The 16,622-nt window shown below is 43.4% G+C and carries 13 protein-coding genes; 4 read left to right on the top strand and 9 right to left on the bottom strand.

Annotated features, from left to right (window positions below; translation table 11 throughout):
* Positions 1 to 185 precede the first annotated feature (185 nt).
* Both torA and torC read right to left on the bottom strand, forming a co-directional pair.
* Positions 186 to 2,717, bottom strand: a complete 2,532-nt coding sequence (gene torA / locus A3K86_RS01945; RefSeq protein ID WP_068326877.1) for a trimethylamine-N-oxide reductase TorA — start codon at positions 2,715 to 2,717, stop codon at positions 186 to 188.
* A 71-nt stretch (positions 2,718 to 2,788) separates the two neighbouring features.
* Complete coding sequence (gene torC, locus A3K86_RS01950; protein WP_068326880.1) at positions 2,789 to 3,955, bottom strand: pentaheme c-type cytochrome TorC; 1,167 nt, start codon at positions 3,953 to 3,955, stop codon at positions 2,789 to 2,791.
* Positions 3,956 to 4,154: 199 nt separating this feature from the next.
* Between torC and torR the strand changes: the two genes are divergently transcribed.
* Complete coding sequence (gene torR / locus A3K86_RS01955) at positions 4,155 to 4,868, top strand: two-component system response regulator TorR (protein WP_068326883.1); 714 nt, start codon at positions 4,155 to 4,157, stop codon at positions 4,866 to 4,868.
* Positions 4,869 to 5,525: 657 nt separating this feature from the next.
* Here torR and panP read toward each other — a convergent pair.
* The 6 genes from panP to A3K86_RS01980 form a co-directional block, all read right to left on the bottom strand.
* Positions 5,526 to 7,181, bottom strand: a complete 1,656-nt coding sequence (panP, locus tag A3K86_RS01960; protein WP_068326885.1) for a pyridoxal-dependent aspartate 1-decarboxylase PanP — start codon at positions 7,179 to 7,181, stop codon at positions 5,526 to 5,528.
* Positions 7,182 to 7,373: 192 nt separating this feature from the next.
* Complete coding sequence (locus A3K86_RS01965; protein ID WP_068326888.1) at positions 7,374 to 8,354, bottom strand: DUF2860 domain-containing protein; 981 nt, start codon at positions 8,352 to 8,354, stop codon at positions 7,374 to 7,376.
* 116 nt (positions 8,355 to 8,470) lie between these two features.
* Positions 8,471 to 8,989, bottom strand: coding sequence for a hypothetical protein (locus A3K86_RS01970; RefSeq protein WP_068326891.1), 519 nt, complete (start codon positions 8,987 to 8,989; stop codon positions 8,471 to 8,473).
* Positions 8,990 to 9,186: 197 nt separating this feature from the next.
* Complete coding sequence (locus A3K86_RS22585) at positions 9,187 to 9,291, bottom strand: MetS family NSS transporter small subunit (protein WP_107270212.1); 105 nt, start codon at positions 9,289 to 9,291, stop codon at positions 9,187 to 9,189.
* Positions 9,292 to 9,293: 2 nt separating this feature from the next.
* The gene (locus tag A3K86_RS01975; RefSeq protein ID WP_068326894.1) at positions 9,294 to 10,775 is read right to left on the bottom strand and encodes a sodium-dependent transporter; all 1,482 of its coding nucleotides are present in this window, start codon (positions 10,773 to 10,775) and stop codon (positions 9,294 to 9,296) included.
* A 405-nt stretch (positions 10,776 to 11,180) separates the two neighbouring features.
* Entirely contained in the window at positions 11,181 to 11,774 is a 594-nt protein-coding gene (locus A3K86_RS01980; protein ID WP_068326897.1) for a hypothetical protein, read from the bottom strand.
* Between the two features lie 156 nt (positions 11,775 to 11,930).
* Here A3K86_RS01980 and cydH point away from each other — a divergent pair, with 156 nt between their 5' ends.
* Positions 11,931 to 12,020, top strand: coding sequence for a cytochrome bd-I oxidase subunit CydH (cydH, locus tag A3K86_RS23125; RefSeq protein ID WP_107270210.1), 90 nt, complete (start codon positions 11,931 to 11,933; stop codon positions 12,018 to 12,020).
* A 145-nt stretch (positions 12,021 to 12,165) separates the two neighbouring features.
* Positions 12,166 to 13,443, top strand: a complete 1,278-nt coding sequence (locus tag A3K86_RS01985) for a patatin-like phospholipase family protein (protein ID WP_068326900.1) — start codon at positions 12,166 to 12,168, stop codon at positions 13,441 to 13,443.
* A 108-nt stretch (positions 13,444 to 13,551) separates the two neighbouring features.
* On the opposite strand, the gene A3K86_RS01990 is transcribed toward A3K86_RS01985, so the two are convergent.
* Positions 13,552 to 14,457 (bottom strand): manganese-dependent inorganic pyrophosphatase, encoded by a 906-nt coding sequence (locus tag A3K86_RS01990; protein ID WP_068326903.1) that lies wholly within the window; start codon positions 14,455 to 14,457, stop codon positions 13,552 to 13,554.
* A gap of 1,018 nt (positions 14,458 to 15,475) precedes the next feature.
* Between A3K86_RS01990 and A3K86_RS02000 the strand changes: the two genes are divergently transcribed.
* Complete coding sequence (locus A3K86_RS02000; protein ID WP_068326908.1) at positions 15,476 to 16,075, top strand: GTP cyclohydrolase II; 600 nt, start codon at positions 15,476 to 15,478, stop codon at positions 16,073 to 16,075.
* The last annotated feature ends 547 nt before the right edge of the window (positions 16,076 to 16,622 follow it).

The raw sequence follows: 16,622 nt of genomic DNA on the forward strand, positions 1-16,622 counted from the left end.
TATTCGCTAAAAACATATTCGCTTATAAGGTAAACATAAACCGTTATACGAGAATAGGTTTTTCTTCAATGAGTTAATGTTAACTGTTACCGCTAACAAGTATTTAGTCAAAAAATAAAGGTAGCTGCGTACAGCTACCTTAAGATTTATTGTGTGGCTCAGTTGAGAGCCACACAACGCAAGTCTTAGCCTTGCTTCATCGCTGGGAATAGCGGGTCGATATCTGTTACTTCAGTTGGGCCGTGGAAGCCTGTAACTGCTGGAACAACGCCTGTGTACTTCTCGATGTTAACGATCGCAGAGTGCGCAGAAGTTGCCTGAGCTAGTTTAGAAGAACCGATGTCTTGTGTTAGTACGTTTGGATCACCGTAAGTACAGATTGTACCTGGCTTACCACCTTCTAGAGGGCTGTACCATGCACCTTCTTCGATACGACATACGCCTTGAGAGTAATCGTCAGTAACAACAGCACCAGCCAGCACTTGACCACGGTCGTTGAATACGCGAACGATGTCACCATCTTTAATGCCACGTGCTTCTGCATCTTTAGTGTTGATGTAGATTGGCTCACGGTCTTGTACTGAGTAAGTACCACGTAGCTCTGTTGAAGAACATAGCTGCGAGTGCAGACGGTGGTTCGGGTGACAGCTCTGTAGGTGCAGAGGGAACTTGTCAGAACGAGGACCGCCGTGGCTACGTTCTTTCTTCTCGAACCACATTGGGTGACCTTGACAGTCATCGTAGCCCATTTCTGCGATAGTCTTACAGTAGATCTCAATCAGACCAGAAGCAGTACCTAGAGGCTCTAGATCTGGTTCTTTACGGAATGATTCGTGACGAACCCACTCAGTACCAGCAGGGAAGTCGATGAAGCCTTCACCTTCCCAGAACTTCTTGAAGTTAGGCATACGAACACCTAGACCACGGCCTTGTAGACGAGCACCGTTGTAGATCTCTTCAATCCATTCCATTTGTGTCTTACCGCCAGTGAATGCTTCTTCACGGTCGTAACGACGACATAGGTCACGGAAGATATCGAAGTCATCTTTCGCTTCGAACATTGGCTCAACTACTTTAGGTAGCGCAATGATACCTGCGTTTGAGTGGTTACCGTATTGCTCGATGTCGTGACGTTCGTGCGTAGTAGTCGCAGGAAGAACGATATCAGCGAAACGACAAGTCGCAGTCCACTGGTGGTCGATAGAAACAACAGTTTCCAGCTTACGCCACGCTTTGATCATCTTGTTACGATCTTGGTGGTGGTGGAATGGGTTGTTACCACAGAAGATAGCCATCTTCATTTCAGGGAATTTCACATCGTGACCGTTCCACTGAATGGTTTTACCTGGGTTGTCGATACAGTCAACAAAACGTGCAACAGGGATGTACGTTGAGTAACCGTTGAACGAACCGTTGTGGATTGGAGCAACACCAGTCACACCGCTAAAGCCAGACATTAGTGGGCCGTTAGAAGTGATAGAACCAGCATCGTTGTAGTGCCAGCCGAAACCGAAACCACCACCAGGTAGACCGATTTGACCAAGCATAGCGGCAACAACAACTAGCATCCACGCGTACTGCTCACCGTGCTGCATACGTTGTAGACACCAGCCACCGATGATTTGTGTACGACCTGAAGCCATTTGGCGAGCAAGTGCACGGATATCATCAGCTTTGATACCACAGATCTTCTCAGCCCACTCAGGTGTCTTCTCGATACCGTCAGTCTTACCTTGTAGGTAAGGAAGGAACTTGTCGAAACCAGTTGTGTAATCAGCAACGAAGTCTTTGTTGTATAGGTTTTCAGTGTACAGCGTATGCGCGATAGCAAGCATTAGCGGTACGTCTGTTTGTGGGTTTACAGGAACCTGCTCACCACCAACAAACTTCATAGTTTGAGAACGTACTGGATCAACGTGAATAACTTTGATTTCTTTGTTCTTCACTTTCTCAGCAAGTTGCTCGTAGTAAGCGTATGGGCTGTGGTCAGGAACCAACCAACCTACTTGCAGGTTCTTAATTGGGTCAGAACCCCAGATAACGATAGTATCTGAGTGCTCTAGAACTAGCGGCCAAGATGTTTGCTGTTCGTAAACTTCCATTGCACCCGCAACGTAAGGAAGAACAACCTGAGCAGCACCAGTTGAGTAGTCACCCATCTTACCAAGGTAAGTACCGTGAAGACCGATAGCACGGCTCATCATAGTACCTGCAGAGTGTAGTTTACCTACTGACTGCCAACCTGTGTGACCTGCGTATAGTGCACTTGGACCGTAGTTGTTTTGAACGCGTTCCATCTCGTGGTAGAAGAAGTCTAGCGCTTGAGACCATGGCACACGCACGAAGCGGTTGTCACCACGTTGCGTTGTATCAGACTTGTAGCCTTGTTTTAGCCAGTCGATACGAACCATTGGGTATTTAACACGAGCAGGGTTGTAAACTACTTCACGAACACCGTCGATCATGTGGGTTGGGTTTTTGTCCTTTTCAAAAGGAACTGTGTCTACCCAAACACCGTCAACAACTTTAGCGCGGAATGCACCCCAGTGAGAGCCAGATAGCACGTCACCTGTGAATTTAGCTTGAGAGTCAGAAGCTGCTAGCGCCTGACGTGGAGCTAGAAGGCTTGTACCAACTACAGAAGCAGCACTTGCCGCAACCATACCTGATAGGAAGCGACGGCGTGAAACGCCTTTGTTTAGAATTTGAGTCGCCATATCTTGGTGAATCCTTAATTATTTTAAATTCTGTGGATGGGGCGGAAGGTTATCCCTTCCGCCTATCAGGATTAGTGATGGCCAGCGCCGCCAGTGTCTTTACCGTGGTTCTGAAGGTACTTCAATAGAGTACGTTCTTCAGTCTTGCTTAGACGGTAGTAAGCGCTCATAGCATTTAGACCAGAAATCCAACCGTTAGCAGTGAAGTGTGCTGGGTCTGGAGCCGCGTGACATGCGTTGCAAGTAGATGCGTACATAGTTTCTGCGTAGTTCCAGATAGGTTGGATGTTGTCGATTAGGTCAGCTTTAGTAACCCAAGCTTCAACAGAAACGTGCTGCCATACGATGTCAGTCGCTGTGTCAGTTTGTTCTTCGATGATTTGCTCAGTCGCTTTAACATCGCCACGGATAGTTGCTTTGAATACACGTTTACCCATGTACTCAGTCATCACACGACCTTTACCAGATTTCTCTAGCCAGCCGTCGATTTTCACTTTAACCATGTCGTCTTTACGCTCAAGCACAGTTACTTCAGATGCAGGTAGTAGTTTACCTTCAGCTTTGCTTGATGCGTCAGCAACTGCGTATAGGTCTTTTTCGCCTAGAGAGAATAGTTTCTCAGCGCTTGCACCTTGGCTAGTTGCAGTAGTTTGTAGGGCTTCAAAGTCTTTCTGGAAACCGCCTGCCATGTTAGGTAGTTCGTGCGCGATACCTTTGTGACATTCGATACAGTTCATGTTTTCAGCAGCTGCTTTCTTCATTTCCATCGCAGCTTTAGCAGATTGCTTGCTGTGATCCATATCGTCGTATGAGTGACAGCTCTTACATGTTTTAGAGTTTTGGCTGCTCATACGTGCCCAAACAGCTTGCGCCATTTCTAGACGGTGTTCTTCAAATTTTTCAGGCGTATCGATTTTGCCTGTGATGAAGTGGTGGTATAAGTCTTTTGCAGCTTCCAGTTTGCGGAAAACTTTACCTGGGAAATCTTTTGGCTGGTGACAGTCAGTACAAACTGCTTGAACACCTGAAGCGTTTTTGAAGTGTACAGTTTCTTTGTACTCTTCGTAGTTCTGCTCCATGGTGTGGCACGAAGTACAGAATTCTAGGGTTGAAGTAACTTCAAAACCTTTGTGTACCACGAAAGTGCCCGCAAGGGTGATACCGATACCGATCAAAAGAAGTGCAAGGATTGAATGCTTGCTACTTGGTTTGATCAACTTTTGCCAAAGTTTTTTCATAGTGGATGATTCCATAAGAGAATGATGTCACTGTAACTGACGGTGACGTATAAATTTTTATGGTTTAATCTTAAAACCACGATGTGAATAAGGATAAGGGTAGGCATTAATAGTTAAGGCAGATTTATGACAAATTGTGAATAACTGCCAGTTATGCTACCGTTTTAGAAATAGCCAAATAATTAGAAAAGAGATCGAGATGAGTCATCACGTACTTGTTGTAGAAGACGAGATTGTGACCCGTACTAAACTTGTGGGTTACTTTGAAAACGAGGGTTACAAGGTTAGTCAGGCCGAGAGTGGTGCGCAGATGCGTGACATCATGGAGTCTGAAAAAATTGACCTTGTTATGCTAGATATTAACCTACCTGGTGAAGACGGTTTGATGCTGACACGTGAGCTTCGCAGCCGCTCTGAAGTAGGTATTATTTTGGTTACTGGACGCACCGATAGCATCGACCGAATTGTCGGTTTAGAGATGGGTGCTGACGACTATGTAACTAAGCCTTTTGAGTTACGTGAGCTGCTTGTTCGCGTGAAAAACCTGTTGTGGCGCATATCTTTAGTAGAAAAAGCGCGTGACGAAGCGGTTGTTGAATTGCAAGAAGATAGCATCATTCGATTTGGCGAATGGCAGTTCGATATCAACAAACGTGCCCTGACACATAACGGTGTTCCAGTGAAATTAACCAAGGCTGAATACGAGCTTTTGGTCGCATTTTCTTCGCACCCAAATGTGGTTCTAAGTCGTGACCGTATTCTGAATATGCTTAGCCATCGAGTTGAAGCGCCGAACGATCGAACTATCGATGTATTGATTCGTCGTATGCGTTCTAAGATGGAAGCCGACCCGAAAAACCCACAAATCTTTGTGACTGTTCACGGTGAAGGTTACATGTTTGCAGGCGATTAATTCGCTGCTTTTTTCGCCACGCAAGCGTTAAAAATCGACCCCGTCAATCTGTCATAATCTTTCATAAATAGGCCGTTGCACCTTGTGCAACGGCTTTTTTATGCGCCGAAATCTACACCTTTTTTGATTGCGATCAATTTATATGACGCGTTATTAACAGCGTCTGAATACCGAAAAAGAATCAGCTGTAGGTATTTGATACAAATACTGTTTACTTTTAAGCCCAATGTTGACGTAGATCTCATTTCTTACAGGGACGATTTTGGCGAAATTATGCTTTCAAATTATTGCTCGCAGCCATTTCATGAGAAAAAGTGAAGGAAAATCGTTTATTTTCTGACCGAACGATTCGTCGGGTACATATTTTTTTCATTATTTTTATTCTTTGTTTGCTGATAAAACCAGCAACACATTAGGTGAGGGTGGTAAATCTCTAGAACAAATAGCCATTTCTTATGCTAAATAGGCAGTTATGTTGTAATTCAGTACGCTTTGTAGGCGATAATTTGAGTCAGAATAAGGGCAAATTGCTAGGGGGGGGCAGTAGATGGTGAGAGGCTTTTAGCGAAGTAGAGCAATCTAGGTGCTACTGGAATAGAAAAAAGCGTGCTTTTACTAACACGCTTTCTGGTTATTGTGAGGAAGGTAATCTGCAGATTAGCTTTGGTGTCTGTCTAGAATTGCCTGCGTGAGTCGTTCTATTTCAGGTAGACTGATCGTGCTTTCTTGAGCAAGTACACGTTGTTCTTTAAGTACAGCATCAAGGATTTCATGGCTAGTCAGTGGATTTGCCAGCACGACTCGAAATACAGTTGTTATTTGGCGTTGCCACTTTTCAGGATGAATTCGTGTACGAGAAACAAATGACTTCCCAGATTCACGCTGACGTTTTTGAATGAACTGAGTGAGATCGTTTAATGCTTCTAATAATTGCTGGCGTTCTTCATCGTTTGCATACTCAAGTGCCTGCTGGGTTGCAGCTGGTACATAGCGATAGGTTAGCAGGCAAAGTTCAGGCTCTGTAACTAATTCAAAATCAACTTGCTGCTTAATGAGTCCTGCAAAGTATTGCGCTTTTTCAATACTCGCATTGATGAGTAGCTCATAGCCAGGGCGACTAATGATGTTCAAGCTAGCATACAGCAACATTGCCATCCCGCTGCGCGAACCTTCTAGGGTATGGCTCCCTAAATCTTTCGAACCTTTACGTAAAATGTATTCAGCGTGATGTTCAATTGCTGTCATTGAAGCAGGATTCTTGAAAATCACCATCCCAGCTCCCATAGGCACATACAATTGCTTGTGCGCATCTATAGTCACTGAGTCGGCACGCTCAACACCTTTTAATAGATGACGGTACTTGTTAGACATCAATGTCGCGCCGCCCCAAGCTGCATCGACATGAAAATGGATTTGATGCTGCTCGGCGATATCAGCCAACTCTTCTAATGGATCGATGTTGCCTGTTTCTGTTGTACCTGCGACGCCAATGATAGCAATGGGTTTGATACGCTTTTGCTCAAGCTTGGTCAATGTCGCTTTTAGCTCATCGGTACGAATGCGGTTATTACCATCGGTTTTTACTGGAATAACGCAATCACGACCAATACCTAAAACGTCAGCCGCTTTCTTAAGTGAATAGTGGCCACGCTCAGAAACCAAAATGGCAAGATCTTCGTAGCCATAATGTTTCATCGCACGGAAAAGCCCTTCTTGAGCGACACCGCGAAAATCACCATCGGCTTTTAATAAGTTATTGCGAGCAACCCAGAGCGCTGTGATGTTGGCGACGGTTCCACCAGAGCAAAATGCTCCCAGCGAGTGGTTGGCGCTGTGCATCCACTTATCGTAAAAGTCTGTTTGCTGATCAAAAATCAGGTTATGAATCATCCCTAGCACTTGACGCTCTAGTGGGGTGAAAGCTTTGGATGTTTCGATCTTCACCAAGTTCTGGTTTAAGCCAATCATGATCTTAGATAGCGGCATCAAGAAATAGGGAAGTGCCGATGTCATGTGGCCAATGAAACTTGGTGCGGAGGTATGAACTGATTGCGCCACCAGCTTATCCAGTAGGAACTGGGTGTGATCAGAGACGAAACTCGGGCTTTCAGGAATGTCAGCGTTGGAGAAATCCTTCTCGATTTCAGCTAAAGGTTTTTCAACTGCGGCGATGTGATGGCGAAGAAACTCATTCAGGTTCTGCGAGATATCGAGCTCAATCGCGCCTAGGGTTGAATCTGGAGCTTCTGGCACCGTAAAGATACGATGCATAGATTCTAGAGAGGCTTCAGCTTGTCGGTTATCCACTACCATATACTTTATTACTTAAAAATTTTCTTACTTATAACATAATGGCGCAATTAGGTGCCAAAAAATTAACTTTCATATATGAGTTATAAATGAGTAATGTTGGATATTCTTATTTATAAAACAACGGAGTGAGCGTGTATTAAGCTACTGAACCTGATACCGCATTGCGATATCAGGTCACATAACAACAGCGCTTTAGAATTTATAGTCTAGACCGACAGTAGCAAGCAGGCTGTCTTCGTCATAGAACGTAATATTGGATTGTGACTGGTTATAGCCGAGTAACGAAATGGCTGACCAATCTTTCCAGCCAAAGGGTTCGCGATATTCGTAAGCTAAGAAAGCGCCCCAGCGATGATCTTTTTGCTTCTTATCAAATACCGGATTGATGGCGTTAAAGTCGGCATAGTCATAGCTTAAGGTTAAAATAAAACTTGATGAGCGCATCATCTGAATAACACTGACTTCACTGCCATAGATATCGTGCGCCATGGCTTCACCTTCGCTATCAATGCGAGTGTAATTCAGCGCCCCACGAAGGATCATGCCTCGTCCAACAAATTGACTGTAAGACCCTTCGGTAAAAGCAACGTTACCTTCTCGGTTTAGTAACTTTTGATCTTCGGCTGAAAAGTTAGCAAAACCACTTTTTTCTGAGTCATAGCTTTGATTACCTACCGCAAGTTCTGCAGAAAAGTTAGAACCCATGATGTTATCAGCGGTTAAACGTAGCGCTCGGGTTTTCACTTTCGTTTCTTCACGGTCTTCATTCAGAATAAAAGGGTCGGCCCATGTTTTTTGTTTGAGCAGCCCCGGAACGTAACTGAAGCTAAAAATTCCCGCGTCTTCAAATTTCTGCCGATAGCCGAGCTCTAAGTGAAAGCGCCCTAACGCCACATCTGAGCGACGGGTACCAAAGAAGATTTGTTTATCTGCTGAGGCAAAGGTGTAATCGAGTGTGCCGAGTGGCGCTATTAAAAAACTAGATTGGGTAGACGCTTTCTGATCTGGTGACGATAGGGTTTTGTTATCGGTATTAAATTGTGAGGTAGAGCGGGTATAACCCGTGATCACCGATATTTCACCACCGATGCCCGGCTCCCAGTTTTGGTCTGGTCGCTGGGCGTAAGAATAACTAGAAAGTAGTGCTAAACAAATAAGCGGATAGCCTTTCATAACAACATCCTTGTTAGTAATACAGGCATCATGCCCTATATCCTTAAATCGTATACCATTTATACGGAAAGGTAGCCGCTATAGATCACTTATTTAGGCATTGAATATGTGTTTAGTTACTTACCATTACATTCGATGCTTTCTAAATCTGCGATTTTACTGTTGTACTCTTGAAGTGGTTTTTCAATTTCACCGGGATGAGAGAGTAGATCTGCAAACGCACTACGCAATTCATAATTTTTCGGGTGCGGCTTGCTCTGGCGGTCTTCAAATGCTTGTTTAGCAAACGTAGCTAACTCACTGTCTTGCTCTGATAGTGCTTTAACATCGACCTGTGTCAGTTTCAGCCAAGATTCAACTGATTGGCTTAAATCGAGGCGTGATTGGTCATGTGTCAGATACCAGTCAAAAGCCTGACGATTGAGTTCAAAGTGGTGTTTACGACCTTCTAAGAACCATTCGCCCACTTCTTTTAGGTTCTCATCTTTGGCAACAGACATGGATACCAAGCTTTCATACCAAGATAATGAGGCATCAATATACTGATGGTATTTATTGGATAGGCACGTGTTGTCAGCTGCCATCGCGCTGGCAGGTACAAGTGCAAGAGAAAGTAGTAGAGCAGGTAACTTCATTGCCATTCCTTGATTATTGTCGTTATCTCATCTGTGACGACGGCATTGAGCTTATGCACGGCCGCAGAAAGTTATAGCTCGATTGTAATGTCTTGATTGAGATAAGGAAAAGAAATCTTTACTAAATTGATACGAGATTGGCAAAACAAAAGGGCGCCGATGCGCCCTTTGAGATGTAAGCTTGTAAATGGTGACAGTTATGATTGCTTATTCTTGTTCATCGCTACCGAGATACAGTAAGCAGCGCCGCCCCAAGTGATACCAAGACCAAACACCATCATGATAATTGCACCTGTCGTCATAATTATGCCTCCTGCTGACTGATTGATTTAGAAGATAGGTTGATGATCACCGCGACTACAAACATCGCAGCGACGAGACCCCATCCCAGCATTAGTAGATCCGACATTGCGTAGCCACCATAGCCTTCTTTGAAGGTATTGATTAAGTTGGTCGCTAGAATCACTGCCAGCATCGCTGGGCTCAAGAAGCGAATACAAACTTCAAACCATTTACCAATACTAAATTCAGAGATGTTATTTACGTAATCACGTACATCCGAAATCTTAAATAGCCATGCAATCACTACCAGTTCAATCAAGCAGCTAGAAAGTAGGGCAACGTTGTTAATGAAGTAGTCCACTAGGTCTAGCAGTAGCAGGCCGCCGTTTGTCGCGAAGGCAAGGGACACCACAAAACCTGTACCACAAACAACGGAAGCGGCTTTTTTACGACTCCAGTTTAGTTTGTCGATGATCGCTGAAGTGACCGCTTCGATGATTGAGATATGCGAGCTTAAGCCAGCAACAACCAGTGCAAGGAAGAACAGTGGACCTAAGATAAACGGTAGTGGCAGTAAGTTAATAGCCGCCGGAATAGTAACAAAGGCCAAGCCGACACCAGCGGAAACAACATCTGTTAATGGTTTGGCTTGTTCTTGTGCCATGTAACCAAGCACACCAAAGATAAGTACACCCGCAGTGATAGAGAAACCACAGTTAATTAGCACTGTCATGAAGGCATTGTTATTAATGTCAGACTTCTCTGGTAGGTAACTTGAGTAGGCAATCATGATGGCGAAGCCCACACTCAAGGTGAAGAAGATCTGACCATAAGCCGCTGACCACACTTTGGCATCCAAAATTTTACTGAAATCAGGCTGGAACAGGTAGTTTAGACCGTCCATTGCACCTGGTAGGAATACCACACGACCGATTAGCGCAATTACCATCAGGAAAAGTAGTGGCATCATGATTTTTGATGCACGCTCGATCCCGCCTTTAACACCAGTATAAATAGCGGCAAATGTGATACCCCATGCCAGCGCCATCGGAATTGCAATGTGTAGTTGTAAGCTACCAAGACTACTTGGTGAGTTTTCACCAAGCTGTAGATATTCACTAAAGAAGAAGGCGTTGGTATCGCTGCCCCATGATTGGCCGAATGAATAACCAAGGTATGAAATAGCCCAACCGATAATGGCCACATAGTAAACCGCGATGATCGCTGCGATAAATACTTGGAACCAGCCTAGCCACTCAAGTTTGCCACCCATCTTGGCAAAGGCGCGAGGAGCGGCACCGCGAAGTTTATGACCAAGGCTGAACTCCATGATCATAAATGGAATACCGGCTGAGATCATGGCGAAAAGGTATGGAATAAAAAATGCACCGCCACCGTTCTCGTAAGCCATATAAGGGAAACGCCAAATGTTCCCTAGTCCGATTGCTGAGCCAACGGCTGCAAGGATAAATCCAGCCCGTGAGCCCCATTGTTCTCGTTTCATAAACCGCTCCTTGTACTGCTTTATCTCAAATACCCTTATAGCTTTAGAGATAAATACTGAAAATTTCCATTTCTGTGCGTAACTTTTAGATAGTTAAGTTACGCATTTGTTATGAGATTAACGAGTGTGAAAATGTAAAGCAATAGAGTGTAACTTTGTTAACTAGTGTGATTTTTAGTGTTAATTGTTACTAATTAACGCTGTTTAAGGGATGGTTATGAGTTAGGGTTCTTTTATCTAGTGATATTGACTGGAATTGACTGAAGGGTAAGGGGATTATTTTATTTTTAATTTGAGTTTCATTGGCTGGAAAATCACCAAAAAGCAGGATCTGGTAATCATAATGCTGTTAACAGGTAATATTTTCAGCCAAATGAAAATTTATGCAGCCACTTCAATTAAGTCTTAAAACGAAAACTGTAGACCTATATTAGTTTGAAATTGGTTTAGGATCTCTGAATCTATCGAGATTTTACAGGTTTCATTACCGCTTGGCAGTGTACAGATTGTCGTGGTATTGCTTTTTACCATATTGGCAAGCCAGCGACCTTCCAATACGATTTTTGCATAATCTGTCATCTCATATTCAAGTCCACCAAATAAACCTGCTGAAAAGAGCAAATCTTTATCTGACCAATTTGCACCAATGAAAGTACCACCAATGCTGGCACCAAAATAGCTGCCGAGATGATCTGTGGGCTTAAATCTGAGTGAGCTTTGAAAGTGAAGGTAAGTAAAGTCGGTATTGCCATTTATATCTTGGGTATCGGTACGTTGATGACTGAGAAACATCCCAATTCGACCGGGTTCGAGATCTGTTTCGATGGCAAGGCTGTAATTTTCGGCGTTCTTAACATCCAGTTTCTTGCCGTCATCGGTTTTCATCGTGCCAGAGAAGGTGTAACCAATCATAGGAGTAACATACAAACCGGATGGGTTGGCGTAACTACTCAATGGGGCGAGTAGGAGTATGGCGACAGGAAGTATCTTGTTGTTCATTAACGGCATCCTTGTGTTTACTCAACTTATATTAATATATGCTCATATTGTGACAGTAACCGAAAGTTTGCGCATATTCTTGATAGTTAAACTTGATCTCTCCCGAAACAAGAGTTAAAAATATGTTAAAACACTGCGTTGTATAGGGGATTGATTATGGATAGTGATCTTAAATTAGCGTTGATTGCCGTAGCGGCAGCATTTGGAATGATACTGAGCTTTGCATTTATCTCTGTTACCGCGTAACAATGTGAGCCAGTTAACAGAAATAGACTGGTTGTTCAAAAGGTTAGATATTTTATAGAACGAGATATATCGCATATCTCGTTCTATTTGTATTCAGGGAATAGTGGTAGAGTGTTTTTTCTTAGGTACGATTTAGCGATGACACATGACCAATCATTTATCATTTACGCTCAAAGAATCTGACTTACAAGAAATTAACAATTTCTCGTCAGCACTTGCGTTAAGCAAATACAAAAAAGTAGCTGTTGTTGTGCAAGGTGGCGGTCAGCGCGGTATTTTTACTGCAGGGGTGTTTGATGCGTTTCTTGAAGCAAACTTCGATCCTTTTGACTTGTATATTGGCACCTCGGCTGGGGCTTTGAATTTATCTTCTTATATCAGTCGTCAGCCGCGCTTTGGTTATCATTTCATTGTCGATTACACCACCCATGATAACTTCTTCAATCTCTATAAATACCTTAGCAAGCAGAAACCCATGAATTTGGATTGGGCGATTGATTGTGTTTCTCCATCTGGCATTACGCCGTTAGATTTTGAGCGAGCGCGCCAAGTGCTTGCGGGTAAAGAGGCATTAGCGTCGGCAACCCGAAAAGATACGCTTGATGATATTTACCTACCTATGTTCGGTAGTGATTGGCACGATGTGCTACGCGCAACTTGCGCAATTCCCGTATTGTATAACCAACCAGTGAACATCAACGATTTAGAGTGGGTTGATGGTGGTGTCAGTGCGGCAGTCCCAGTTCAAGAAGCATGGCGACGAGGCGCAGATTTAGTTGTGGTGATCCGAACTGAGCCTGTTGAAGAGCAAGATGAGTGGGATGATTTATTTAATGATTGGCGTGACAAGATAGAGCAGTCGCTGCCGCAGTATCTTGAAAAGTTAAATATTGAAAAGCTCAATTTGAACGAGTCGCTTGATAAGTTACGCACGGCACGAAGTGATTTTCGTCTGCGTTTTCAGCAATGGAAACAGAGCTGGCATGACGATCCTATAGCAGAGCAAGACGCTGATTTTTCCGATGAGCTGGTGGCTAAGCTATCAACCCCAGAGAAAGTGAAGCTGCTATTGCAAGATCATAAGCACCATAGATTAGCGCGAAGTGATAACGGAAGCTGGAAGTGGCTTAAACACAATAATATTGAGCGTTTTTTGAAGTTAACGGGTAAGGGGAAGAATGCCGATGTGCTTGAAATGCTGACCAAATACTACAAGAGCTATCAAGATCAGTGCGATTTCTTGTCTAACTTGCCTGAAGGGCTCAAAGTTATTCAAATTGCGCCCGAGAAAGGGCTAAAGAGTAGGGCGTTATTGAGCGATAGAGACGATCTAGAGGTAGATTACCGTCAAGGAAAGATTGTAGGGCGTGAGTTTGTCTCTCACTTTGCTGAACTGATCCGCAATACAGAGCAAGCTAAGTAAAGCTAATCTGAGATAATTGTCATCAAGTCTGTTTGCTATTTGTTATAAAAACAAAAAGGAGCGCAGTGCGCTCCTTTTCTATATGCGGTTATCTATTCGTGCTTGTGATTAAGCAAGAACAGTTTGAAGCCAAGGCCAACCTTGCTTCTTACGGCTTAGCGTGTTTTCCATCATTAGCATGCCATCTTTAGCGTGCGTATCTAGAACGTCGTTCCACTCACCTTTGTAAAGTAGACGTGTCGTGCTAGTTGTGATGTCAGTTAGCATTAGTGCAGCCATTGCTAGACCTTCTTCGTCACAACGACGTTGTAGATCAGCGTTTAGCTCGTCGATCATGTCTTCAACTTGCTCTAGTGTTGCAAGCTCGATTTGACCAACAACCACGTTGCGCTCTTTGAATGGGTACGCTTTCAGATCTTTCTCTACTAGCTCTGCTGCAGATAGACCTTGGATGTCAGTTTTTGCGATTAGTAGATCTTTGATGAATTGGTCTAGATCTTCAACGCCAGCTAGTGGTGCTAGCTCAGCAACTGCATCTTTATCTTTTTGCGTACAAGTTGGAGAAGCGAAACCAACTGTGTCACTTAGAATTGCAGACATCATAAGGATCGCTAGTTCGCGAGTGATTTCTACGTTTTCCATCTTGAATAGGTTGAACATGATGGTACAAGTACAACCAACAGGCCAGATCCATGCTTCAAGAGGGTTAACTGTCATCACATCACCTAGACGGTGGTGGTCAACAATACCTACGATTTCAGCATCAGCGATGTCGTCTGGTGCTTGAGCTAGATCAGTGTAGTCAACTAGCCATACTTTTTCGCCAGCAACGCCAGTACACATTTCAGGCTGATCAACACCAGCTGTTTTTAGAATGTGTTGCGTTTCGCGGTTAATTTCACCTTGACGAACAGCTTTAGCTTCAACGCCACGTGCTTTAAGAAGAGCAGCACCAACAAGTGCTGAACAGATGCTATCACTATCTGGGTTCTTGTGACCAACAACTTGAATCATGATGTTTCCTTTACTGCGTCAATTACAGCGTCAGTGCTGTAAGACTTAATGAGGCTTGCTCATAAATGAGCTTGTAAACGGCGTAATTCTAGAGATTTTCACAAAAATAACAATCACAGCGGGCAAATTAACGCACAGTTGCTTATTTCTCAGCTGGTTACTGGCTTTTTCAGTCAGAACTGGTGGCTCAAGTCGCAATTTAGTGATTAAAGGTGTATATATATTGCAACTTACTTTTGGGCAGAGAAAAGTCATGAAGCAACCATCTCAGGTACAAGCATCTTCTTTACCACCATCTAGATCACAGACTGTTACTAGCAAATGGAGCACTTTCGCGTGGCATATCCCCATGGTGTTGAGCTTCTGGCTTTTAGCGGCACACTTTTTACGGTTTGGTAATACGCTTTTCTGCTTGGTATTAGTCTCTATGCCGCTTTTATTTCTGATTAAACGCAAGCTAGTGCTTTACGCCAATCAAGTTTTTTTGTGTTTAGGTGCGCTGTTTTGGGTTGCAGTTACGTATAACATGCTCAACCAACGATTAATGATGGGCGAGGATTGGACACGGCTATTGTTCATTATGAGCGGGGTCGTTTTATTTACTTTGCTATCGGCATGCTGTGGTTTACACCATAAAGTACAAAATCGTTACCACTGTTATTAAGCACAGACTGATTTATCAGTTTGATCATTAACCCTAAATTAAAAAGGGTTGTAATTGTTATACTATAACAATAGGCTTACACCAGTTTGATAAGTGCTAAAAAGCAAGTTTGGTTTACGGGTGGATGGATTATGACCGATCACCGCCATACTAAGAGCATTGGCGAGACAATCCTGTTTTCAAGCAGTGATTTTAGCTATTATCAAATTATCTAGTAGGCAAGAACTCCTTTTTTCATCATAAAAATGGGACGATTGCCACGGTTAATCCTTGATGCGCTATGGCAATTTAAGGTGAGTAATTCTATGACCCGAGCTATACGGGCCATAAAAAGAACAAGTATTTAGGAATAAGATGGTAAATGTAAGGGCGAGAGTGCCTTTTAAAGTTGGTCTCAAGAGCAACATTCCTGCTGATTTGCTTTCATTTAATGGCCTTGAGTCGGGTAAAGAGCACGTCGCGGTTATTTTTCGTGACGCAGACAAACAATCACAGCCACCGTTGGTGCGTATGCACTCAGAGTGTCTAACGGGTGATGTTTTCCATTCATCTCGTTGCGACTGTGGCGAGCAGCTAGACGAAACCATTAATAAAATGGGTGAGCACGGCGGTGTACTGCTATACCTTCGCCAAGAAGGTCGTGGCATTGGTTTGTACAATAAGATTGATGCTTACGAGCTGCAAAGCCAAGGCATGAATACCTATGAAGCGAACAATCACCTAGGTTTTGGTGATGACTTGCGTGATTTCGGTGAAGCAGCACAAATGCTGAAAGCACTTGGTGTAACCACCATTCGCCTTATTACAAATAACCCGAAAAAGATCCGTGAGCTTGAAGAGCACGGTATCGAGATTGCGGAAGTGGTAGGCACGAAAGCGCACGTAAAAGATGGTAATGAGCAATACCTGAAAACTAAAGCGGCTCATGGTAAGCACCGTTTTAACTTCGACTAGCCTTAATTAGCACTTTAGGTTAAGAGCTGCGAGTCTAAGACTTATTAACGCCCTTTTTCAGTAATGAACAAGGGCGTTTTTGTCTCTGCTATTTAACTCATCCTAACTAGGCTGAGTATTTGATCATGCTAGTAATGCCACCAATCTGCATTACAAGTTTGACGTCAGTTGCTAACATCTATTCAGCACTATTCACCTTTTATTCCACTAATTGCAACTTTGTCATTTCAAGCGTTAGGCTTGGGTTCTTCACTGTGCTTTTTACTTATTTCTGTTCCCATTCCCACAATGAATTTATTTCATGCTGTTAATTAAAATAACTTCGCATTATCTTTTCTAATCCAAATCATAATAAAGAATCGTGCTTGCTGATACGCTATTTTCTTGCCAGAGTCGCTTGTCGGCTTTACTATCACCACCACTTAAAGCAGATATAGAAACTAAATAGCATCACTAAGATAGGTTATAGATTTATCTAAAGGGTTATTGTTGGAGTAAAATTCTGCGATAGGGCAATTTTTCTCAAAGAAATCACGTTTTTTATTAT

Origin of the sequence: Photobacterium jeanii, assembly GCF_001650345.1 — a bacterium.
Classification (GTDB): domain Bacteria; phylum Pseudomonadota; class Gammaproteobacteria; order Enterobacterales; family Vibrionaceae; genus Photobacterium; species Photobacterium jeanii.

Excerpts from the sequence above, each read along its gene's own strand:
- torA (WP_068326877.1), bottom strand. The coding sequence starts at position 2,717 with ATGGCGACTCAAATTCTAAACAAAGGCGTTTCACGCCGTCGCTTCCTA.
- torC (WP_068326880.1), bottom strand. The coding sequence starts at position 3,955 with ATGAAAAAACTTTGGCAAAAGTTGATCAAACCAAGTAGCAAGCATTCA.
- torR (WP_068326883.1), top strand. The coding sequence starts at position 4,155 with ATGAGTCATCACGTACTTGTTGTAGAAGACGAGATTGTGACCCGTACT.
- panP (WP_068326885.1), bottom strand. The coding sequence starts at position 7,181 with ATGGTAGTGGATAACCGACAAGCTGAAGCCTCTCTAGAATCTATGCAT.
- A3K86_RS01965 (WP_068326888.1), bottom strand. The coding sequence starts at position 8,354 with ATGAAAGGCTATCCGCTTATTTGTTTAGCACTACTTTCTAGTTATTCT.
- A3K86_RS01970 (WP_068326891.1), bottom strand. The coding sequence starts at position 8,989 with ATGAAGTTACCTGCTCTACTACTTTCTCTTGCACTTGTACCTGCCAGC.
- A3K86_RS22585 (WP_107270212.1), bottom strand. The coding sequence starts at position 9,291 with ATGACGACAGGTGCAATTATCATGATGGTGTTTGGTCTTGGTATCACT.
- A3K86_RS01975 (WP_068326894.1), bottom strand. The coding sequence starts at position 10,775 with ATGAAACGAGAACAATGGGGCTCACGGGCTGGATTTATCCTTGCAGCC.
- A3K86_RS01980 (WP_068326897.1), bottom strand. The coding sequence starts at position 11,774 with ATGAACAACAAGATACTTCCTGTCGCCATACTCCTACTCGCCCCATTG.
- cydH (WP_107270210.1), top strand. The coding sequence starts at position 11,931 with ATGGATAGTGATCTTAAATTAGCGTTGATTGCCGTAGCGGCAGCATTT.
- A3K86_RS01985 (WP_068326900.1), top strand. The coding sequence starts at position 12,166 with ATGACCAATCATTTATCATTTACGCTCAAAGAATCTGACTTACAAGAA.
- A3K86_RS01990 (WP_068326903.1), bottom strand. The coding sequence starts at position 14,457 with ATGATTCAAGTTGTTGGTCACAAGAACCCAGATAGTGATAGCATCTGT.
- A3K86_RS02000 (WP_068326908.1), top strand. The coding sequence starts at position 15,476 with ATGGTAAATGTAAGGGCGAGAGTGCCTTTTAAAGTTGGTCTCAAGAGC.